The 20419-nt window shown below is 66.5% G+C and carries 26 protein-coding genes and 1 tRNA gene; 13 read left to right on the top strand and 14 right to left on the bottom strand.

Annotated features, from left to right (window positions below; translation table 11 throughout):
- Positions 1–105: 105 nt before the first annotated feature.
- The 6 genes from rlmH to obgE form a co-directional block, all read right to left on the bottom strand.
- On the bottom strand, positions 106–588 hold the full coding sequence (gene rlmH / locus GGR23_RS13190; RefSeq protein ID WP_183366736.1) for a 23S rRNA (pseudouridine(1915)-N(3))-methyltransferase RlmH: 483 nt from the start codon (positions 586–588) through the stop codon (positions 106–108).
- 51 nt (positions 589–639) lie between these two features.
- Positions 640–1086: a ribosome silencing factor gene (rsfS, locus tag GGR23_RS13185; protein ID WP_183366735.1), complete on the bottom strand. Its 447-nt coding sequence runs from the start codon at positions 1084–1086 to the stop codon at positions 640–642.
- Between the two features lie 201 nt (positions 1087–1287).
- Positions 1288–1920 carry a nicotinate-nucleotide adenylyltransferase gene (locus GGR23_RS13180; protein ID WP_183366734.1) on the bottom strand — a complete coding sequence of 211 codons (633 nt, stop codon included), beginning with the start codon at positions 1918–1920 and terminating at the stop codon, positions 1288–1290.
- A complete protein-coding gene (locus GGR23_RS13175) occupies positions 1920–3161 on the bottom strand; it encodes a glutamate-5-semialdehyde dehydrogenase (RefSeq protein ID WP_183366776.1) in 1242 nt (413 codons plus the stop codon). The genes GGR23_RS13180 and GGR23_RS13175 overlap by 1 nt, the downstream gene beginning before the upstream one ends.
- Before the next feature lie 34 nt (positions 3162–3195).
- Entirely contained in the window at positions 3196–4368 is a 1173-nt protein-coding gene (gene proB, locus GGR23_RS13170) for a glutamate 5-kinase (protein ID WP_183366733.1), read from the bottom strand.
- A 3-nt stretch (positions 4369–4371) separates the two neighbouring features.
- The gene (gene obgE / locus GGR23_RS13165; RefSeq protein WP_183366732.1) at positions 4372–5439 is read right to left on the bottom strand and encodes a GTPase ObgE; all 1068 of its coding nucleotides are present in this window, start codon (positions 5437–5439) and stop codon (positions 4372–4374) included.
- Between the two features lie 82 nt (positions 5440–5521).
- Here obgE and GGR23_RS13160 point away from each other — a divergent pair, with 82 nt between their 5' ends.
- Positions 5522–6382, top strand: coding sequence for an endonuclease/exonuclease/phosphatase family protein (locus GGR23_RS13160; protein WP_183366731.1), 861 nt, complete (start codon positions 5522–5524; stop codon positions 6380–6382).
- Positions 6383–6407: 25 nt separating this feature from the next.
- Here the strand turns inward: GGR23_RS13160 and GGR23_RS13155 are convergent, their stop codons facing one another.
- The 4 genes from GGR23_RS13155 to rplU form a co-directional block, all read right to left on the bottom strand.
- The gene (locus tag GGR23_RS13155) at positions 6408–6989 is read right to left on the bottom strand and encodes a GNAT family N-acetyltransferase (RefSeq protein WP_183366730.1); all 582 of its coding nucleotides are present in this window, start codon (positions 6987–6989) and stop codon (positions 6408–6410) included.
- Complete coding sequence (locus GGR23_RS13150) at positions 6986–7618, bottom strand: GNAT family N-acetyltransferase (RefSeq protein WP_183366729.1); 633 nt, start codon at positions 7616–7618, stop codon at positions 6986–6988. Before GGR23_RS13150 ends, GGR23_RS13155 begins: the two co-directional genes overlap by 4 nt.
- Before the next feature lie 132 nt (positions 7619–7750).
- On the bottom strand, positions 7751–8020 hold the full coding sequence (gene rpmA / locus GGR23_RS13145; protein WP_046796786.1) for a 50S ribosomal protein L27: 270 nt from the start codon (positions 8018–8020) through the stop codon (positions 7751–7753).
- Between the two features lie 37 nt (positions 8021–8057).
- Positions 8058–8375 carry a 50S ribosomal protein L21 gene (gene rplU, locus GGR23_RS13140; protein ID WP_183366728.1) on the bottom strand — a complete coding sequence of 106 codons (318 nt, stop codon included), beginning with the start codon at positions 8373–8375 and terminating at the stop codon, positions 8058–8060.
- Between the two features lie 290 nt (positions 8376–8665).
- On the opposite strand from rplU, the gene GGR23_RS13135 reads away from it, so the two are divergent.
- Positions 8666–8755 (top strand) — tRNA-Ser (locus tag GGR23_RS13135).
- Between the two features lie 215 nt (positions 8756–8970).
- Here the strand turns inward: GGR23_RS13135 and GGR23_RS13130 are convergent.
- Positions 8971–9390: a BA14K family protein gene (locus GGR23_RS13130; RefSeq protein ID WP_246365355.1), complete on the bottom strand. Its 420-nt coding sequence runs from the start codon at positions 9388–9390 to the stop codon at positions 8971–8973.
- Positions 9391–9424: 34 nt separating this feature from the next.
- On the bottom strand, positions 9425–9850 hold the full coding sequence (locus GGR23_RS13125; protein WP_183366727.1) for an EF-hand domain-containing protein: 426 nt from the start codon (positions 9848–9850) through the stop codon (positions 9425–9427).
- Positions 9851–10080: 230 nt separating this feature from the next.
- On the opposite strand from GGR23_RS13125, the gene GGR23_RS13120 reads away from it, so the two are divergent.
- The 11 genes from GGR23_RS13120 to GGR23_RS13070 all read left to right on the top strand — a co-directional run bounded on the left by GGR23_RS13120 (position 10081) and on the right by GGR23_RS13070 (position 19454).
- Entirely contained in the window at positions 10081–10518 is a 438-nt protein-coding gene (locus GGR23_RS13120) for an EF-hand domain-containing protein (RefSeq protein WP_183366726.1), read from the top strand.
- 51 nt (positions 10519–10569) lie between these two features.
- Positions 10570–10947, top strand: a complete 378-nt coding sequence (locus GGR23_RS13115; RefSeq protein WP_183366725.1) for a hypothetical protein — start codon at positions 10570–10572, stop codon at positions 10945–10947.
- Positions 10948–10953: 6 nt separating this feature from the next.
- Positions 10954–11574 (top strand): sigma-70 family RNA polymerase sigma factor, encoded by a 621-nt coding sequence (locus GGR23_RS13110; RefSeq protein WP_183366724.1) that lies wholly within the window; start codon positions 10954–10956, stop codon positions 11572–11574.
- The gene (locus GGR23_RS13105; protein WP_183366774.1) at positions 11571–12023 is read left to right on the top strand and encodes a hypothetical protein; all 453 of its coding nucleotides are present in this window, start codon (positions 11571–11573) and stop codon (positions 12021–12023) included. Before GGR23_RS13110 ends, GGR23_RS13105 begins: the two co-directional genes overlap by 4 nt.
- Positions 12020–12424: a periplasmic heavy metal sensor gene (locus GGR23_RS13100; RefSeq protein ID WP_183366723.1), complete on the top strand. Its 405-nt coding sequence runs from the start codon at positions 12020–12022 to the stop codon at positions 12422–12424. Before GGR23_RS13105 ends, GGR23_RS13100 begins: the two co-directional genes overlap by 4 nt.
- Before the next feature lie 224 nt (positions 12425–12648).
- The gene (locus GGR23_RS13095) at positions 12649–13530 is read left to right on the top strand and encodes a GNAT family N-acetyltransferase (RefSeq protein ID WP_183366722.1); all 882 of its coding nucleotides are present in this window, start codon (positions 12649–12651) and stop codon (positions 13528–13530) included.
- Positions 13531–13684: 154 nt separating this feature from the next.
- Positions 13685–14935 carry a sarcosine oxidase subunit beta family protein gene (locus GGR23_RS13090; protein WP_183366721.1) on the top strand — a complete coding sequence of 417 codons (1251 nt, stop codon included), beginning with the start codon at positions 13685–13687 and terminating at the stop codon, positions 14933–14935.
- A 9-nt stretch (positions 14936–14944) separates the two neighbouring features.
- Positions 14945–15229, top strand: a complete 285-nt coding sequence (locus GGR23_RS13085; protein ID WP_183366720.1) for a sarcosine oxidase subunit delta — start codon at positions 14945–14947, stop codon at positions 15227–15229.
- Positions 15226–18174 carry a sarcosine oxidase subunit alpha family protein gene (locus tag GGR23_RS13080; protein WP_183366719.1) on the top strand — a complete coding sequence of 983 codons (2949 nt, stop codon included), beginning with the start codon at positions 15226–15228 and terminating at the stop codon, positions 18172–18174. The genes GGR23_RS13085 and GGR23_RS13080 overlap by 4 nt, the downstream gene beginning before the upstream one ends.
- The gene (locus tag GGR23_RS13075; RefSeq protein ID WP_183366718.1) at positions 18167–18730 is read left to right on the top strand and encodes a sarcosine oxidase subunit gamma; all 564 of its coding nucleotides are present in this window, start codon (positions 18167–18169) and stop codon (positions 18728–18730) included. Before GGR23_RS13080 ends, GGR23_RS13075 begins: the two co-directional genes overlap by 8 nt.
- Positions 18731–18797: 67 nt before the next feature.
- The gene (locus GGR23_RS13070) at positions 18798–19454 is read left to right on the top strand and encodes a helix-turn-helix domain-containing protein (RefSeq protein ID WP_183366717.1); all 657 of its coding nucleotides are present in this window, start codon (positions 18798–18800) and stop codon (positions 19452–19454) included.
- Here the strand turns inward: GGR23_RS13070 and GGR23_RS13065 are convergent.
- Complete coding sequence (locus GGR23_RS13065; protein ID WP_246365352.1) at positions 19432–19743, bottom strand: hypothetical protein; 312 nt, start codon at positions 19741–19743, stop codon at positions 19432–19434. The genes GGR23_RS13070 and GGR23_RS13065 overlap by 23 nt on opposite strands.
- A complete protein-coding gene (locus tag GGR23_RS13060; RefSeq protein ID WP_183366716.1) occupies positions 19740–20405 on the bottom strand; it encodes a hypothetical protein in 666 nt (221 codons plus the stop codon). The genes GGR23_RS13065 and GGR23_RS13060 overlap by 4 nt, the downstream gene beginning before the upstream one ends.
- Between the last annotated feature and the right edge of the window lie 14 nt (positions 20406–20419).

Genomic DNA, 20419 nt, shown 5'->3' with positions numbered 1-20419 from the left:
CGGCATGGGAACAGCATGGCACCGGAGATAAGCTGATTTGCGGCAAAATGCCATGAAAAGGCTGAAGCCTTGCCCGAAGATGACGGGCAGGCGCGATCCCCGGCCTCAGGCGCGGTGATAGGGATGTCCGGACAGGATGGTGACGGCGCGGTAGAGCTGCTCGGCAATCAGGATGCGCACGATCTGGTGCGGCCAGGTGAGACGGCCGAGATTGAGGACGAGATCGGCGCGGGCGTGGAGCGCGGGATCGAGCCCGTCCGCACCGCCGATGGCGATCACGAGATCGCGCTTGCCCTGGTCGCGCCACTGGCCGACCTGGGCGGCGAAGGCTTCGCTGTCGAGCGCCTTGCCGCGCTCGTCGAGAAGGACAAGAAGCGCCCCTTCCGGCAGCGCCCTTTCAAGTTCGGCCGCTTCCTCGCGCTTGCGGGTATCCGCGCCGGAAGCGCGGCTTTCGGGGACCTCGATCACGCGCTTCAGCTCCAGGCCCGAAGCGGGACCCGTCTTGGAGAAACGCTCCAGATACCGGCCCGCGAGGTCCTTTTCCGGGCCGGCCTTCAGCCGCCCGACCGCAAAGAGCGTGATGCGCATCCCCTACCCGTTCCCGGCCATGGCAGCCATGGCCCGCGGTGGCGGGCCGGATCAGTGCCGTGTTTCTTCCTCGAGATCCGGAGCGCCCCACATCTTTTCGAGATTGTAGAATTCCCGGATTTCAGGCCGAAACACATGGATGATGATGTCACCGGTGTCAATCAGCACCCAGTCGCCGGCCTCGAGGCCTTCGACGCGGGCTCCGCCCAGACCCTCATCCTTCATGTCGGAGATGAGGTGGTCGCAGATCGCCGAGACATGCCGGCTCGAGCGCCCGGAGGCCACGACCATGTAGTCGCCCAGCGCGGACTTTCCGGCAATGTTGATGGTGACGATGTCTTCTGCTTTCGAGTCCTCGAGGCTTGCGAGGACCAGTTCCAAAGCGCGGGCGGCAGCATCGGCGCCACGTTCCGGGCTTTTCGGGGAGGTGCCGTCGGCTTTCCCCTTGGTGTGTACCGTTGTCAGAGTCTTTCCTTTCCTTGACGACCAACCTGGCACGATGTCGGCTCCAGCAGGGAGCCAGTCCTTTCGAGAAGCGTCTCGTGCACAAGAACGCACGAGGGCGCTTTGGTAAAAGTGGCATTAACCCTCTGCCTTTTCAAGGGCATGGGGTCTTTCAAAGACAGGCGCGGTAAACCGGCGGTAACAAACCGGACCCCCTGTACCATAAAGGCCGAGGCAGGACCGGAGCTTGCGGGCCTATCGGGCACTGCCGGCGGCGCGGATCGCGGTGGAGCTCAGCGAGGAGCGCGGGCCGTGGATGAAGGTCCAGGCAGGCGGCCTCATCCGGGCCAGCGCGCGGGCATCGCTCTCGTCGACGCGGGCCTCGTCGAAGCGCTGCGCCATCTTCGAGGACAGGTAGGACAGCGTCGAGCCGGGCCTGTCGATGACGGCGATCGGATAGGTGCGGGCGATGCGCTGCCAGTCCTGCCAGTGGTGGAAGCTCTTCAGGTTGTCCGCCCCCATGATCCAGACGAAGCGCACCCCGGGCCGTATCGCCTTCAGCCGTGCGAGCACGCGGGCGGTATAGGCTTCGCCGAAGCTTTTCTCGAAGGCGGTGACGACGATGCGGGGATCGCGCGCGAGCCGCTCGCTTTCGGCAATCCGGTCGGCGAGCGGCTTCAGCTCGCGCCGGCTCTTCAGCGGGTTGCCCGGTGTCACCATCCACCAGAGCCGGTCGAGCCCCAGCGTGCGCAGGGCGATCTCCGACACCAGCAGATGGCCGGCATGGGGCGGATTGAAGGAGCCGCCGAACAGGCCGACGGTCATTCCCCTTTCCGTGCGGGGCACCGAGAGGTAGCGCCGGGCCGGGCGCTCCGCGCCGCCTTCCATCAGGGACGGGTCTGTCCGGTGCCGCGCACCCGGTACTTGAAGGAGGTCAGCTGCTCGACGCCCACGGGGCCGCGCGCATGCATCTTGCCGGTTGCTATCCCGATCTCCGCCCCCATGCCGAACTCGCCGCCATCGGCGAACTGGGTGGAGGCATTGTGCAGCAGGATGGCGCTGTCGATCTCGTTGAAGAAGCGTTCCACCGCCTTCGGATCTTCGGCGACGATCGCCTCGGTGTGATGGGAGGAATAGGTGTTGATGTGCTCGATCGCCCCGCCCACGCCGTCGACGATGGCGACGGAGATGATCGCGTCGAGATATTCCGTGCGCCAGTCCGCGTCGGTTGCGGGCTTCAGGCCGGGAATGACCTTGAGGACGGTTGCCGAGGCGCGAACCTCGCAGCCTTCGGCAAGAAGCATCTCGACGAGCGGCGTCAGCAGGGTGCCGATGCCGGCACTGTCGACCAGCAGCGTTTCGGCCGCACCGCAGATGCCGGTGCGCCGCATCTTCGAGTTGAGCACCACCTTCTTCGCCATCTCGAGATCGGCCGAGCCGTCCACATAGACATGGCACAGGCCTTCCAGATGGGCAAAGACGGGCACGCGGGCCTCCGCCTGCACGCGCGCGACGAGGCTCTTTCCCCCGCGGGGGACGATCACGTCGATGGAATTGTCGAGCCCCGACAGCATGAAGCCGACGGCGGCGCGGTCGGCGACCGGCACCAGCTGGATCGCGGCTTCCGGAAGGCCGGCCGTCTTCAGCCCTTCCACGAGGCAGGCATGGATCGCCTGCGACGAGCGGAGCGAATCCGACCCGCCGCGCAGGATCACGGCATTGCCAGCCTTGAGGCAGAGCGCCCCCGCATCCGCCGTCACGTTCGGGCGGCTTTCATAGATGACGCCGATGACGCCGAGCGGCGTGCGCACGCGCTCGATATGGAGCCCGTTCGGCCGGTCCCATTCGGCGATCACCTCGCCGACGGGGTCCTTCAGCGCCGCAATCGCGCGGATGCCGTCTGCAATCGCCTTCACGCTCTTGTCCGAAAGCGTCAGCCGGTCGATGAAGGAGGCCGCAAGGCCGGATGTTTCGGCGCGGGCGAGATCCTCCGCATTGGCGGCGAGGATCTCCTCCCGCCGCGCCTCGATGGCCTCTGCCATGGCGAGAAGCGCCCGGTTCTTGGCTTCCGTCGGCGCAATCGAGAGGGCATGGCTTGCGGCGCGGGCGCGGGCGCCCATGCCGTGCATCAGTTCCTCGATGCCGGCTTCCGTCACGGTCCTGTCAAGCACGCATCACCTCCCGCGTCCCCTTCGACGCTGCGCCTGCCTTTGCGCCGGTCATCACCAGATCGTCGCGATGGATCATGGCCGCGCGCCCGGCATAGCCGAGCAGGGCCTCGATCTCGCCGCTCTTGCGCCCCGCGATCAGCCGTGCCTCCTCGGCATCGTAGCCGGCAAGGCCGCGGGCGATTTCCGCTCCCGCCTGGCCGATGACGGAGACGGTATCGCCCCGCTCGAAGGTGCCGCGCACCGCGCGGATACCGGCCGGCAGCAGGCTCTTGCCCGCCGTCAGCGCCTTTTCGGCGCCTTCGTCCACCACCACCTCGCCGGCAGGGGCGAGCTGGCCCGCGATCCAGGTCTTGCGCGCCGTGACCGGCGTGCCCGAAGGCGCGAACCAGGACGAGCGCGCCCCTTCCTCGATGGCGCGGATCGGATGAACGGGCTTGCCCGATGCGATGATCATGGCGCATCCGGCGCTGGTCGCGATCTTGCCCGCATCGATCTTGGTGCGCATGCCGCCGCGCGAAAGCTCGGAGGCCGCGCCGCCCGCCATCGCCTCGATCTCGGGCGTGATCGCCGGGATCACCTCGAGGAACTGCGCCTGCGGATCGAGATGCGGGGGGGCGGTATAGAGGCCGTCGATGTCGGAGAGCAGCACCAGCAGGTCGGCGCCCGCCATGGTCGCCACGCGGGCCGCAAGCCGGTCGTTGTCGCCATAGCGGATTTCGGTGGTCGCCACCGTGTCGTTCTCGTTGATGATCGGCACCGCGTCCATCTTCATCAGCTGGTTCAGCGTCTCGCGCGCGTTGAGATAGCGGCGGCGCTCTTCCGTATCGCCGAGCGTCAGCAGGATCTGGCCGGCGACGATGCCGTGACGGGAGAGGCTTTCGGACCAGGCGCGGGCAAGGGCGATCTGCCCCACGGCCGCGGCGGCCTGGCTCTCGTCGAGCTTCAGCGCGCCCGGCGGAAGCTTCAGCACCGACCGCCCGAGCGCAATGGCCCCCGACGACACCACCAGCACCTCGATGCCACGCGCCTTCAGCGCGGCGATGTCGTCGCACATGGCTGCCAGCCAATCGGACTTCAGGCCGGTCTGGCGATCCACCAGCAGGGCCGAGCCGATCTTGATCACGATCCGCCGGTGGCTGCCGAGCGCTTTGCGGCTTGCGGTCATCTGTCAGTCCTCTCGTTCGTCGCCTTCTTCACGCGCGGCGCCGGGATTCTGCCGGTCGGGAAGGGCGAGGTCCTCGTCGCGGCCGGCCTCGACGATCACGTCGCGAAGCGCGCGCAGCGCCTCCGTCATGCCAGCGCCGGTGGCCGCCGACAGCAGGTAGACCTTCTGGCCGCAGGCCTTTTCCAGCTCCTTCGCCTTCTTCTTCAATTCCTTCTCGTCGAGCACGTCGATTTGCGACAGCGCGACGATTTCGGGCTTGCCGATGAGGTTGCCGCCATAGGCCTCCAGCTCGTGCTTGACCGTCTTGTAGGCCTTGCCCACCTTTTCCTCCTGGGAGGAGACGAGATGCAGCAGCACGCGGGTGCGCTCCACATGGCCGAGGAATCGGTCGCCGATGCCGATGCCCTCATGCGCGCCTTCGATGAGACCGGGAATGTCGGCGAGCACGAATTCGCGTCCGTCGATGGTGGCGACGCCGAGATTGGGATGCAGCGTGGTGAAGGGGTAGTTGGCGATCTTCGGCCGCGCGCGGGTGACGGCGGCAAGGAAGGTGGACTTGCCGGCATTCGGCAGGCCGACGAGACCCGCATCGGCAATCAGCTTCAGCCGCAGCCAGATGGTCTTTTCCTCGCCCTCGAGGCCCGGATTGGCCCAGTTCGGCGCCTGATTGGTCGAGGACTTGAAATGGGCGTTGCCGAAGCCGCCGTTTCCGCCCTTGGCAAGGCGGAAGCGCTGGCCTTCCTTCGTCAGGTCGCAGATCAGCGTCTCGCCGTCTTCCTCGAAAATCTGCGTGCCGACGGGCACCTTCAGTGTGACGTCCTCGCCATTGGCGCCGGTGCGGTTGCGGCCCATGCCGTGCACGCCGGTCTTGCCCTTGAAGTGCTGCTGGAAGCGGAAGTCGATGAGGGTGTTGAGGCCGTTGACCGCCTCCACCCAGACATCGCCGCCCCGGCCGCCATCGCCGCCGTCCGGCCCGCCGAATTCGATGAACTTCTCACGCCGGAACGAGACCGCGCCCGCGCCACCGTCGCCGGAGCGGATATAGACCTTGGCTTCGTCGAGAAATTTCATGGGATCGCCGTTCGTTCGCTTCGTCAGTCATGCTAAGGAGGCTACTCGATATAGCCGGTGTCTTCGGAGGTCAAAGACTATCGTGAAACTCGTCAGTTATAATATCCAGTACGGCATCGGCCTCGACCAGAAATACGACCTCGACCGCATCGCCGCAAGCCTTGCCGGGGCCGACATCATCGCGCTGCAGGAGGTGACGCGCAACTTTGCCCGCAACGGCTATGCCGATCTGGTGGCCGGGCTCGAGGCGCGCTTTCCCGAGCACTTCTCCTGCTTTCACGCCCCCGTCGACCTGCTGCTCAACATGGAGCGCCGCGAGGGCCGGGTGGTGGCCCACCGCCTGCAGTTCGGCAACATGATCCTCTCGCGCCATCCGATCCTCTCCGTGCGCGGGCTGTTGCTGCCGCGCAGCCGCACCTATGACCGCCTCAACCTGCAGCGCTCGGCGCTGGAGGCGGTGATCGCGACGCCCGAGGGGCCGCTGCGGGTCTATTCCGTCCATCTCGACCACATCTCCCCCGAGGAGCGCCTCGGCCAGATCGCGGTGCTGCAGCGCCTTCTGGCCGACACGCCGCAGGAGGGCGTGGCGGTGACCGGCGCCGACGAATTCGGCATGGGCGATACCCCGGCCCCGGAGGATTACGTCGCGCTCGGCGATTTCAACCTGCAGCCGGAAAGCCCGGAATACCAGGCGCTCTTCGGCAGGCCGGACCCCTTCTACGGCCGCGTGCCGCGCCGCACCCATCCGGTCGATGCGCTGGCGCATCTGAAGAAGCGCGCCGCCGGCAGCTACAGCTGGGAGGGGCCGGGCGGGGCGGGCGAACGCCTGCTTCTCGACTATGCGCTCGTCAGCCCATCGCTTCTTCCCCGGCTTGCCGATGCCCGCATCGACACCGCCGCCCGCGGCTCGGATAACTTTCCGCTCTGGGTGGAGCTTTCGTGACTGCCCGAGCCGCCGGCGCCGCCTGTCATGCCGTCCTGCGGACATCGTCCGCGTCGAGGACGGTTTCGATCAGCGTCTTCATCGCGCCGCGGGCCTGGCAATAGACCTCCCGGCACCCCGTTATCCGGAAACCCATCCGCGACTGGAGCGAGAAGGAGGCCGGATTGTCGCTGAGCACGCTGGCATGGAGGCTTTCGCCCGGCGCATGCGCGAAGAAGGCGTCGACGACCGCCTCGACCGCCTCGCTCGCCAGGCGCTGGCCCCAGTAGGGCGGCGAGAGCCAGTAGCCGAGCACCCAGCGATCCCCGCTCCGCTCGATGGAGACGATGCCCATCAGCGGCCCGTTTTCGCGGGCAATGGCAAAGGCCCAGCCGGACTGAACCCCCGAAGCACGGGGCAGCAGCCATTCCAGCGCATCCTGCCGGTCGTAGGGAAAGGGCAGCGACGGCAGCATCCGCGCGACCGCAAAGCGGCCGAGCCCGTCGGCAATCGCCTCCGCATCCTCGAGCACGGGCGACCTCAGATGAAGCCGCGCCGTGCGGATTTCGGTGAGCCAGGGCAGCGCGAAGCCGCCCCGGCAATCCTGGAAGGTTCTGGGGGCGATCATCGCTGACCTCCCCAGGACCGCAGCGACATCCAGGTCTTGCGGTCGAGGCGGAACCATTCGACCGGCACCATGGCGCCGAGCGCCTGGCAGGGCACCATGCCGGTGCCCTGGAACTGGAAGCCGCACTTCTGGATGACCCGGCGCGAGCCGACATTGGTCACCCGGCAGCGCGCATCGATCTGCTGCACGTCGACGCGGGTGCGGAACACCATGTCGATGAGCACCTGGGCGGCCTCGGTCATGTAGCCGCGGTTCCAGTGGGGTTCGCCCAGCCAGTAGCCGATCTCGACGGTACGCTCGTCCACCGGCTCGATGCCACAGCAGCCGAGGAAGTGGCCGTTTTCGGCAAGCGTGATGGCATAGACGCATTTGCCGATCACGCCCGCTTTCGCGCGTCGCACGAAATCGGCGGCATCGTCTGTCGTGTAGGGATGCGGCATGCGAGAGACCATGGTGGCGACATTGGCGTTATTGGCGAGATGGGCAAGGGCGTCGATGTCGTCCGTGTGGGGGGCGCGCAGAACGAGCCGCTCCGACAGCAGGACGGGGCAATCGGTCCTCGACCTTTCAGGCCTCAACCGCTCTTCCGGGGACCGGGATGGTCCCTCTCTCAACAATTCGGCTTGCATGGTTCAGTCCTCCGTTGGGCAAGAAAAAAGGGAGATGGGGCTGGCGCCTCATCTCCCTTTTCGGATGGACTTGACCTTGCGAGGGTCAGCCGGGTCGATGAGACGCCGGCTGCTTGAAGGTGCTTCCGGCTATTATTCCGCAGCTTCCGCTTTCGGCATTACGGACACGTACACGCGGCCATTGGCCTTCGTACGGTAGTTCACGTTACCGGCCGTAAGCGCAAAAATCGTATGGTCCTTGCCGAGGCCGACGTTCTGGCCCGGATGCCACTGGGTGCCGCGCTGGCGAACGATGATGTTGCCTGCGATGACGGCTTCGCCGCCGAACTTCTTCACGCCAAGGCGCTTGGATTCAGAATCGCGACCGTTGCGCGAAGAACCGCCAGCTTTTTTGTGTGCCATGGGATGTCTCCTTTAATGTGCTCTGGTGCGATGCTGCTTACTTGCCGGCAACGATGTCCGTGATGCGGACAACGGTGTGATGCTGGCGATGGCCGCGCGAACGCTTGGAGTTCTGGCGACGGCGCTTCTTGAAGGCGATGACCTTCTTGCCGCGGTTGTGCTCGACGACTTCGGCAACGACCTTGGCGCCGGCCACGAAGGGCGCGCCGATCGCTGCGTCGGCGCCTTCGCCAACGACCAGGACTTCATTGAATTCTACCGATGCACCGGCATCTGCCTCGAGCTTCTCGATGGTCAGCACGTCGTTTGCTGCCACGCGGTACTGCTTGCCGCCGGTTTTGATGACTGCGAACATTTTTTATCCTTTCATGTCCGTTCCGGCTCTTCGGCTGTCGCCGCGGCCGTCTTTTTGCCAGTCCGTGGATGTGGCGGTACCCCGAAAGGTGCCACCGGTGAAACCCTGCAAGGAAAGATTGCGAAGGGGTGCAGAACGGGACTATCCCATCACGCATGGGGTGGGCAATTACGTGCCGCGCCGCGATCTGTCAAGGCAAAAGAAGGAAAAGCAGAGAGATAAGCCCTTGCAAGCGACGATTTTCGCCGCTATGTAGCACCCCGCGTCGACACGGCGCCAACCATGATTGCGGAGAAGTGGCAGAGTGGTTGAATGCACCGCACTCGAAATGCGGCATACCTGCAAGGGTATCGGGGGTTCAAATCCCTCCTTCTCCGCCATTTGTTCTCCCCTGTAGACGGTTTCCTTTCTTCATTCCCTGGCGGACTGCGCGGGCCCGCGTTCGGCCGTGCGCTCGCGAGCCATCCGTTCGGTTTGCGCAGGCCGCGCGGCGGCCTTTGCCCCGCCCGGCGATCGGGACGGGCGGGACGTTTCGGGGCGGGCAGGGGCGCCTGCGGGCAGGCGGCCGGTGCCCGAACCCGTTGCGGGCGCAATCTCACGCGAAGGGGGAGCGGCACTGCTGGCGGGGGCCGATGTGGGGCTGATAGCTGTTGTCGGAGGCGCGATAGGAGCGGTAGTGCTCGAAGCACCACCGCATGTGCGCATTCAGGCGTCCCGGCACATCCGGCAGCGTGCTTCTTCCGACGGCCACACCTGCTGCGAAGGCTGCCGGGGGAAACCAGTATCCGCGGTAGAAGCGATACCCCGGACGCGCCACCACGATCCCGCGATAGCCGTTGTAGAAGTAGACGCCCCTCACCCGGTAGAAGCCGCGCCAGTGCGTGACCGCCATCAGCGGGCCGGCGATGTCCGCCGTGCTTTTCGGGACGGGCAGGGGACCGGCCGAGGCGGGTATCGCCTGGGCAAGAAGGAGGAGGCTCAGGAAGGCCCAGCGGGCAGGTTTCATCGTCATCATCGGAAGGTTCCTCTTGGTGGGAGCGGTGCCGAGGCTAGCGGCGGCGTGCCGCCCGCAGTTCGGACAGGGAAAGCGCGGCGTCGCCGTTGCTGTCGGCGCGCCGCACGCGGTCGGGGATGAAGCGGGAGAATTCGGACCGGGTGAGGCGGCCGTCGCCATCCGCATCCATCACGCCGGCCTCAGTGGTCAAACCCTCTCCCGCCATCCGGTGAAGCCCTTTCTCTTCGCGCATGCGCAGAAGGGCGGCTTCCGCCTCGGCCTTTTCCAGGATGCCGTTGCGATTGGCGTCCAGCCGGTCGAACAAGGCTGCCCTGGCGGCCTCGATCTCGGTGAACTGGAGCGTCCTGTCGCCATTGCGGTCCATTTGCCGGAATGCCTGGCGGGCCTTCTGTCCGTCCGCGGCGCAGGCGCTGCCGGTGGCGGCGATCGCTGCCAGACAGGCAAGCAGTTTCACGTTCATGGTCTTCCCCTTGATATGCCGGGTGTTGTCAACGGCAGGATCTACGGGTGAGATGGGCTGCTCCTACGCAACCGCGCATTCCGGCGCCGGCGCGGAACGGATCGCCGCCGTTTGGGGCTTCGACCCGGCTCGTGTGGCCGGGCTTGCGTAGGAGGGAGCGCTCTTCCCCGTAAATCATCCCGTTGCTGCCACCCGGCAGCGCTCACAGAGACAAACAGAGGAAGACGAACATGACCCGTTCAATCCCTGCATTCCTTCCGCGGACCGCCCTCCTGGGTGCTTCGCTCCTCCTTGCGATGCCTGCACATGCGCAGGCATCGCCGCTGCTTGCCGACCGGCTCGACGAGAACGGGGACGGGGCCGTTTCCCGGGAGGAAGCCGTCCACGCGCGTGCACGCCTCTTTGCCCGCATGGATCTCAACGGCGACGGGACCATCGACCGGGAGGAAACGGAACGGATCCAGGATGCGATCATGGACCGGGCGGTGGTGCTCCAGGCACGCATTCGCAAGGACATGCGCCGCCTCGATGCCGATGGCGACGCGAAGGTCTCGTCGGAGGAGTTCCGGGCCCGCACCTTCCTTTTCGATCTGGCCGACCGCGATGGCGACGGCTCGCTTTCGGGCGCGGAGCTGAAGGCCGTGCGCGCGGCGATGGCCGATCGCTAGGCAGGAACCATGGACGAGGCAACAGGTCACCACCACAGGGAGATCGGAAACATGAACGGTTTCAAGGCAATGCTGGCAGCAACGGGACTTTTCCTCCTCATCGCGCCCCTGCCCTCGGCGGCGGCGGAATGGAGCCGCGATACGCTGCGGGGCGGCGAGATCACCCGCAGCGTCACCCGGGACGGGAGGTTCTACTTCGGCGAGACGACGCGGGTCGGAAAGAACGGGGCCACCTATACCGCGCAGTCCCGGTGCCACGATGGCGTCGTCGACCGATGCCGCCGGACCTACACCGCGACCGGGCCGGAAGGGCGCACCCGTTCGGGCAGCGTGGTGACGGCCCGCGGCGTCGGGAGCGTGCGGTCCTTCGGCCTCCATGCCGGTCCAGGCGGCGATGTGGGCATCGGCTTTCGCTGGCACCGGAGATGATCCGGCGTGGAAGCGCAAGAAACGCCTTCGGGCGAAATCCCGCCCCAGGATCAGGTCGACGAGGCGCTCGTCGCGCGGATCGCTGCCGGCGACCCGCTTGCCCTCGGCCGGCTGATCGACCGGCACGGCAGGGGTCTGAGGCTGTTCGCCGGGCGCTATCTCGGCCGCAGCGACGAGGCGGAGGATATCGTCCAGGACGTGTTCCTGTCGGTGTGGAAACATGCCGGCGGGTTCGATCCGCGAAAGGGGAAGGCCACCACATGGCTCTATCGCATCGCCGCCAACCGCTGCATCGATGTCCGGCGGTGGCGCCGCCTGCGGGTCTTCGTCGGGCTCGAAGGCATGGACGAGCGGCTTCCTTCCGGGGATCCGGAAGCCGACATTCTGGTTGGCGCGCGGCAGGAGCTGACGCTGGTGCGCGCCGGCCTCGACGCGCTGCCGGAGCGGCAGCGCATGGCAATCCTTCTGCGCGCGGTGGCCGATCTCGATGTTCCGGCCATCGCCGAGGTCATGAAGACAAGTCCGGGCGCCGTGGAGCAGCTGCTCGTCCGGGCAAGGCGGTCCCTGAGGGCGGGGATCTCCGGCACCCGCGCGCCACAGGGCGGAAATGAAAGGAAATGGATATGACGCGGGGCGAATTCGAACGGCTGAAATCCCGGTTCGGGGAGGATGTCGAGGCCTGGCCGGCCCCCTTCCGCGCGGAGGGCCTTATCTTCCTCGGCCGGGTGAGCGGCACGGAGCGGGGAGAGGATGCCATGCTGGACCGGTTTGTGCTGGAGGCGAGCCTTCGGCCGACGGACGAAAGCCATCTCGCCCGCAAGGTGCTGAGCCGGATCGGCCGGCATCCGGAGCGGCGCGTTTTCGGGCTCCTGCCGGACCTGCGCACCGGGTCGCCCCGACAGGCGGCGGCGGGCCTTGCGCTTGCGCTGGCCGTCTGCTCCGCCGGCGGATATTTCGCCGCCGGGGTCAGGACGGACCGATCGGATGCGTTCCTTCTCGCGCTTGCCGTCGGTGCGCCGCCGGCCGAGCTTGCCGATACCATCGCCGAGGCGGAAGCCGAAGGAGACAAGCCATGAGAAACCTCTCCCCTGCAAGGCTCATCCTCGCGGTGCTTCTGGGTCTGTCGCTGGCAGGAAACTTCTTCCTGCTGGGCTACGTGCTCAAGGTCCAGCGCGACGAGCCGGTCCGGTCCATGCTCGCCGATCGTCCGCTGGGCGGCTATTCCGAGGATGTGCGACGGGAATTCCGGCGGCTTCTGAAGGAAAACCGGGTGGAGACCGCAAGGGCGCTCCGTGCCCTGCGGGAGGCGCGGCGCGATCTCAGCGCCAGCGCCGGTGCCACTCCGGTCCGCGAGGACGAGGTGCGGGAGGCCATGGCCAGGGTGCGAAGGGCAACGGACGAGCTGCAGCGCCTGATGCAGGACCTGCTGCTGGAGGCTCTGCGGGCGAAGGACCGGAACGCAACGCCAAGGTCGTAACCCCGCCCGCCCCGGTCGGGGGCACTCCGGCCTTCTCCCCGCTCTTGACCTCAGTATCAGGTCCCTGATAATGATTCCCGCAGGCCGGCCTCGCTGCCGGTCTCGGCAAGGGCGGATCGGCGACCGGCTTTCCCAGGGCGCCCTTACCCCAAAGCGCCCGGATTGCCCCGAAGCCGCCCTTGCCTGCATCCTCCCCCTTCCTCCAACCCCGGATATGCAGCACCATGCCTCGGCCAGACCAGATTGAAAGCCATCCCGCGACCGCCTATTCGACCCGTGCTTTGGCGGAGATCCTGACCGCCTGCTTCGAGGGCTACATCGTGCCCCTCGCCATGGATGCGGACCTGTTCGACGGCCGTTTCCGGCGCGAGAACCTCGACCTCCAGGCAAGCCGGGTGATGACCGACAGGGGACGCCCGGTCGCCATCGTTCTCATTGCCCGCAGGGGCTGGACGGCGCGGGTGGCGGCAATGGGCATCGTGCCCTCCCACCGCAATTGCGGGGTCGGCAGCCTCGCCCTCGGAGAAATCATCGATGACCTGCACAGGCTGGGAGACCGCCGGATGCTGCTGGAGGTGATCGACATCAACGAACCCGCCCTGCGGCTCTATTCCCGGCTCGGCTTCCAGCGCCGCCGTCGCCTCGTCGGTTATCGGAAGCCCGCGGATGCGGTCAGAGGCCCGTCCGCCTCCGCCCTCATCAAGACTGATCCCTTTTCGATCGCCTGGCGCATGGCAAGGGTGGAAGAGCCGGGGCTGCCCTGGCTGATCGCGCCGGAAACCCTGGCCGCGATCGCTTCCCCCGCGCTAGGGCTTTCGCTTGATGACAAGGCCTTTGCCATCGTCGAACCCGGTCCGAGGGCCGGGATTGTCCAGCTGCGCGCCCTGTTCGTCGAGCCGGCCATGCGCGGGCGCGGCTGGGGCAAGGCCCTGGTTGGCGCGGTATCTGCCCGTTTCGCCAAGGACGATCTGGTCGTTGGCGCCAATGTTCCGGAGGATCTTGCCCCCGGCTTCATGGCGCGCACCGGTTTCGAGAAAACCCCCATCGGACAGTTCGAGATGGAAAAGGACTTTCTCCGGCCGCCGGCGGAGATGGCCGGCCGCTGACCGGCAAGGGGCCGGTTCCGCCGCTCCCGCTTCCCCCGTCCCCGAACCCCGTCTCTGCAGCCATGGCTGAAAACGATCAGCTTATGGCCAAAACCGTGACGATATCCGTGGCCCCGGTGCTAGGCTGGCAGCAATCGGAAGAGGGGTGTCGAGCATGCGATATTCGGGCTTGAGGGTCGTCGTCGAAGCCTTGACGGGGCATCGCGGCTGGAAGCCGGTCTGGCGGGATCCCGCACCGCAGTCCCATTATGATTTTGTCATCGTCGGCGGCGGCGGGCATGGATTGGCCACCGCCTATTACCTGGCGAAGGAATTCGGCAAGAGCCGCATCGCGGTGCTCGAAAAGGGCTATCTGGGCGGCGGCAATGTGGGACGCAACACCACCATCATCCGCTCGAACTACCTGCTGGACGGAAACGAGCCCTTCTACGAGTTTTCCCTCAAGCTCTGGGAAGGTCTGGAGCAGGACTTCAACTACAATGCCATGGTTTCCCAGCGCGGGATCATCAACCTCATCCATACGGATGCGCAGCGCGATGCCTTCACCCGCCGCGGCAATGCCATGATCATGAACGGCGCGGATGCCGAACTGCTCGACCGCGAGCAGGTCCGCGCCATGTATCCCTGGCTCAATTTCGACAATGCCCGTTTTCCCATCAAGGGCGCGCTGATGCAACGTCGCGGCGGCACGGTGCGGCATGATGCGGTGGCCTGGGGCTATGCGCGCGGCGCCGACATGCGCGGCGTCGACCTCATCCAGAACTGCGAGGTCACCGGCATGCGCATCGAGAACGGCAGGATTGTCGGCGTCGAAACCACACGCGGCTTCATCGGCGCGGGCAAGGTGGGTGTTGCGGTTGCGGGTTCTTCCTCGAAGGTGATGGCGCATGCGGGCATGCGCCTGCCGATCGAAAGCCATGTGCTGCAGGCCTTCGTCTCGGAAGGGCTGAAGCCCTTCATCGATGGCGTGATGACCTTCGGCGCCGGCCATTTCTATGTCAGCCAGTCGGACAAGGGCGGCCTCGTCTTCGGCGGGGACATCGACGGCTACAATTCCTATGCCCAGCGCGGCAACCTCCCCGTCATCGAGGACGTGGCCGAGGGCGGCATGGCGCTGATGCCGGCGATCGGGCGGGCGCGGCTCCTGCGCACCTGGGGCGGCATCATGGACATGTCCATGGACGGTTCGCCCATCATCGACCGGACCCCTGTGGACGGGCTCTATTTCAACGGCGGCTGGTGCTATGGCGGCTTCAAGGCGACGCCCGCCTCCGGCTGGTGCTTTGCCCATCTGCTTGCCCGCGACGAACCGCATGTCACGGCCCGCGCCTATCGCTTCGACCGGTTCCTGAAAGGACTGATGATCGACGAAAAGGGCCAGGGCGCCACGCCGAACCTGCATTGAGGGGACATCATGATCATCCATCATCCGATCCTCGGACCGCGGGACTCCCAGGAATTCGTCTATCTGGGCGATGCGAGCCTGATGAACCGTCCCGATGGCCTCACCGCAGGCATCGAGGCCTTTCACGACTATCTCTACAACCGCGACAACCCCGCCGGAGAGCATCGCGAGCTCTGGTATCACGAGCAGGGTGACCGCTCCTGGCTGGTGGTCACGCGCAACACGGTGACGCACGAGATCGTCCGCGTGGAACTGGCCCGCGACGTGGCGAAGGCGGCGGGGAGAACGAAATGACCCAGCAGAACCGCATTTCCGGCGGCCAGATCGACCGCTCCAGAACGCTCCGCTTCACCTTCGACGGCGTTGCCTATGCCGGGCACCCCGGCGATACGCTTGCCTCGGCGCTGCTGGCCAATGGCGTCCGGCTGATGGGCCGCAGCTTCAAGTACCACCGCCCGCGCGGGCCGCTTTCCGCCGGCTCGGAAGAGCCGAACGCGCTTGTGGAGCTGCGCGCCGGTGCCCGGCAGGAGCCGAACACCCGCGCCACCGTGGCCGAACTCTTCGACGGGCTGGAGGCCCGGAGCCAGAACCGCTGGCCTTCGCTCGCCTTCGATGCGCTGGCGATCAACGACCGGCTGAACACCTTCTTCACCGCCGGCTTCTACTACAAGACCTTCATGTGGCCCGCCTCCTTCTGGGAAAAGGTCTACGAGCCGATCATCCGCCGGGCGGCGGGGCTCGGAAGCCTGTCGCGCCAGGAGGATCCCGACAGCTACGACAAGGGTTTCCTGCACTGCGACCTCATCGTCATCGGCGCCGGACCGGCGGGCCTGATGGCCGCGCTTGCGGCAGGCCGTGCGGGCGCGCGCGTCATTCTGGCGGACGAGGATTTCCGGCCCGGCGGGCGGCTGAATGCGGAAACGCTGACCGTCGGGGGAAAACCGGGAGCGGAGTGGGCCGCGGAAGCGGCGGCGGAGCTCTCCGCCATGCCCAATGTCCGGATCATGCTGCGCACGACGGTCATCGGGGCCTTCGACCACGGCATCTACGGTGCCGTGGAGCGGGTTTCCGATCATCTTCCGGTGCCGCCCGAGGGCAAGCCGCGCCAGACGCTCTGGCGGATCTATGCCCGGCGGGCGCTTCTGGCCGGCGGCGCAACCGAGCGGCCGATCGCCTTCGAGAACAACGATCGCCCCGGCATCATGCTGGCGGGCGCCATGCGCACCTATGCCAACCGTTACGCGGTGCGGGTGGGCGAAAGCTGCGCCATCTTCACCAACAATGACGACGGCCTGCGCACCGCGACCGACCTTCAGGCGAAGGGCGTGGACGTGGTGGCGGTGATCGATGCCCGCAGCGAAGGCGCGCTGCTGCCCGGGATCCGCCATCTCAAGGGCGCGGACGTCATCGATGCCGACGGCCGCCTCGGGCTTCGGTCGATCACCATCCGCCATGCCGGCGGCCGGACGGAAACGGTGCCCGTTACCGCGCTCGGCGTCTCCGGGGGCTGGAACCCGAACGTGAACATCGCCTCCCATCACCGCGCAAGGCCGGTCTGGAACGAAGGCATTCAGGCCTTCGTGCCGGGCGAGGGCGGTCCGCCCGGCCTTTCGGCCGCCGGAGCCGCTGCAGGTGTGATGTCCACCCATGGTGCCCTGACGAGCGGCCAGCAGGCCGCGATGGCCGCGCTCGGGGACCTGGGCATCCGGGCAAGCGCCGGCACGGTGCCGGACGCGGAGGACGCCCCCGTCTCCATCACGCCGAAATGGTATGTGAATTCCGGCAAGGGCCGCGCCTGGATCGATCCGCAGAACGACGTGACGGTCAAGGACATCAAGCTCGCGCACAAGGAGAACTTCACCTCCGTCGAGCACATGAAGCGCTACACCACCCTTGGCATGGCAACCGATCAGGGCAAGACCGGCAATGTGCTGGGTCTTGCGATCATGGCCGGGCTGACCGGCCAGACCATTCCCGAAACCGGAACGACCGTCTACCGCCCGCCCTACACCCCGGTTGCGATGGGAGCGCTTGCGGGCCGCTCCCGCGGCAAGGAGTTCAAGCCCTTCCGGCTGACGCCCTCGCACAAATGGGCGGAAGAACAGGGGGCCGTCTTCGTCGAGGTCGGCATGTGGCTGCGGACCCAGTGGCTGCCGAAGCCCGGCGAAACCCACTGGCGCCAGAGCGTCGACCGGGAGGTGCTGGCCACGCGCAAATCCGTCGGCATCTGCGACGTCACCACGCTCGGCAAGATCGATATCCAGGGCACGGATGCCGGCGCCTTTCTCGACCGGGTCTATTGCAACACCTTCTCGACGCTGGCCGTCGGGCGCTGCCGCTACGGGCTGATGCTGCGCGAGGACGGCATGGTCTTCGACGACGGCACGACCGCGCGCATGGGCGAGAACGAATATGTGATGACCACCACGACGGCCAATGCCGTCACGGTCTTCCGCCATCTGGAATATTGCCGCCAGGTGCTCTGGCCGGAGATGGATGTGCAGCTGATCTCGACGACGGAAGCCTGGGCCCAGTTCTCCGTCGCCGGGCCGAACGCCCGCCGCCTGCTGCAGAAGGTGGTGGACCAGGACATTTCCGATGCCGCCTTCCCCTACATGGCAGCCGGCAGCATCACCATCGGCGGCCTGCGCGCCCGCCTTTTCCGCATCAGCTTTTCCGGCGAGCTCGCCTATGAAATCGCGGTGCCGACCCGCTATGGCGACGCGCTCATCCGGCGTCTGGTGGAGGAGGGGCGCGAATTCGACGCGGTCGTCTACGGCACCGAGGCGCTCGGCGTGATGCGCGTGGAAAAGGGCCACGTGGCCGGCAACGAACTCAACGGCCAGTCGACCGCCCTCAACATGGGCCTCGGCAAGATGGTCTCGAAGAAGAAGGACTCGATCGGCATGGTGCTCTCCCAGCGCGAGGGCATGAACGATCCCGACGGCTACAGGCTTGTCGGCGTGAAGCCGGTCGATCCCACCGCGACGCTCACGGCGGGCAGCCATTTTCTGGAGATCGGCGCGGCTCCCGTGATTGCCAATGACGGTGGATGGCTGACCTCGAAGGTCCATTCGCCCCATCTCGGCTGCGATATCGCGCTCGGTTATCTCAAGGCAGGCGACCAGAAGATCGGTCGCCGCATGCGGGCGGTGAACCTGCTCGCCGGCACGGAAACCGAGGTGGAGATCGTGTCGCCGCATTTCTTTGATCCGGAAGGGGAGAGACTCCGTGGCTGAACCCTTGCACGCCCTCACCGCACTCGGCCACGCGGCCCCGAAATCCCTTGCGATCGGTCCCGTGGCGATATCCGAACGCTTCGACGTGGCGCTGGCCTCGCTCGCCATCCGCAACGGCCGCGATGGCGATGTGGCAGCCGCGGCAGGAAAAGCCGGACTGCCCTTGCCGGATCCCGCGCGCTTTCAGGCCGGGACGCCCTTCTCCGCCTTCTGGGTCGCGCCCGGCATGTGGTTCGTCGAGGCCGCCTTCGAAACCCATGAGGATATCGAGGCGGCGCTGAAGCCGATCTTCGCCGGTGCGGCATCGATTACCGAACAGACCGATGCCTGGGTCCGTTTCGACCTCGGCGCGCCGGATCTCCAGCCGCTCTTCGAACGGCTGTCCAATGTGGATTTTGCCCGGTCGCCCGATGGCTTCGCAACCCGCACGGTCATCGAGCATATCGGCTGCTACCTGATCCGCCACGGCAAGGGGGCAGTCACCCTCTACGGCCCGCGCTCTTCCGCGGCCAGCCTGCTTCATGCGCTGGAGGTCACGGCACGGTCGCTCCTTTGAGGCCGGACTTGCGGCAGGTTGTGTTTCCCGATAGGAAAAACGATTAGGTTTTATCAGGAATGCAACCATGTCGAATGCCGAACAGCCCATTCTTCCGCGGGTGAAGCCCGCCTTCGACCAGGATCCGCACCGAGTCCGCGAAATCAGCGAGCGCAATCTGGAGGCGGCCATCGGGCGCGAGGTGCGCAATTTCCGCCGCCAGCTGGGCATGACGGTGGCGGATGTCGCCAATGCCACCGGCCTGTCCATCGGGATGCTGTCCAAGATCGAGAACGGCAATACCTCGCCTTCGCTCACCACCCTGCAGGTGCTCTCGCATGCCTTTTCCGTGCCCGTCACGGCCTTCTTCCGCAGCTATGAGGAGCGGCGCGAGGCGCAGCATGTGAAGGCGGGCGAGCATATCGAGATCGAGCGTCGCGGCACCCGCGCCGGACATCAGTACAACCTGCTCGGCCATATCGGCTCGAATTCGTCGGGTGTGACCGTCGAACCCTATCTCATCACGCTGACCACGGAGAGCGATACATTCCCGGCTTTCCAGCACGAGGGTCTGGAGCTGCTCTACATGCTGGAGGGCGAAGTGGATTACCGGCACGGGGACCGGATCTACAGCCTGAAGCCGGGGGACAGCCTGTTCTTCGATGCGGACGCACCGCACGGGCCGGAAAATCTGGTGAAGCTGCCAGCGCGCTATCTTTCCGTCATTTCCTATCCGCAGGGCTAGCCGCCGCGCCGGTCGCCGCTCGGGCGGCGGCCTCGTCATGGAGGGTGCGGCGCAGCCTCGCCGTCCTGTAGGCGTCGAGCATCGCCATCGCCCAGACGAACAGGCCGCCCGAGATCTTGCCGACGAAGGAGATTTCCGGTCCGGCCGTCTTCAGGGTGAAGGCGCCGAGCAGGACCACGAAGAAGACGAAGATCAGCCCGCGCACCGGCTGGCGGTTCGCGACCTGCCCCATGCCGGGCAGGAGCGTGGCCAGCGCCAGCACCAGATGCGGGTTCGGCGGTTTGGTCATGCGGCCTCCTTCAGGCTGTCGCGAAGGGCGCGCAGGGTTTCGATCACCGGCTGGAGGCGGTCCCGCGGCAGCGGCACGGCGCCCAGTTCCGCGTCGCGGAAGATCAGGTAGCGGCCCCGTTCCGCTTCTTCGGCCAGAATCACCACCCGCAGACCTTTCGGGGAAATCACCAGTTCCTTCACCCGCGGGTCCGAGAAAAGCCCGAGATGAGGCACGATCCGGTCTTCGGCCGGCACGTTTCGGCCATCGTCGCTGCGGATGACGGTGCCCTCCGGCAATCCGGGAAGGGCGGGCAGCGTGTGTGGCAGGCTATGGAAATGCGAGAAGGTCTCCAGGCCCCCCGGCCTTGCCATGATGTCGAGCGTCGCCCTGACGGGCATGGGCGCCGGCAGGGTGACCATTACCCAGAGCGCCGGCAGCTTGCGGAAGGTGAGGCTGTCGGCAAGCGCCTGGAGATCGAAGGCATCGGACCCCCTGCGGCCCGTCATCCTGGCAAAGCCCGAGGGTTCGATGCGGCTCGTCGCGGTGTCGAAGAGGCTGGCAGCATCGCGGAAATAGGCCGCCCGCGCGTCCTTGCGCCGGACGGAGGCCGACCATGTCCGCGCGGCCAGCAAGAGCAGACCCGCACCGGCTGGAACGGCAAGGTACGGCAGGATGTCCATGCGCCACTTTCGTT

The sequence above is a fragment of the Gellertiella hungarica genome (genome assembly GCF_014197145.1).
In the GTDB taxonomy this organism is placed as follows: domain Bacteria; phylum Pseudomonadota; class Alphaproteobacteria; order Rhizobiales; family Rhizobiaceae; genus Gellertiella; species Gellertiella hungarica.
The sequence above is the reverse complement of the archived record's forward strand: the minus strand, read 5'-3'. Positions and strand labels throughout refer to the sequence as shown.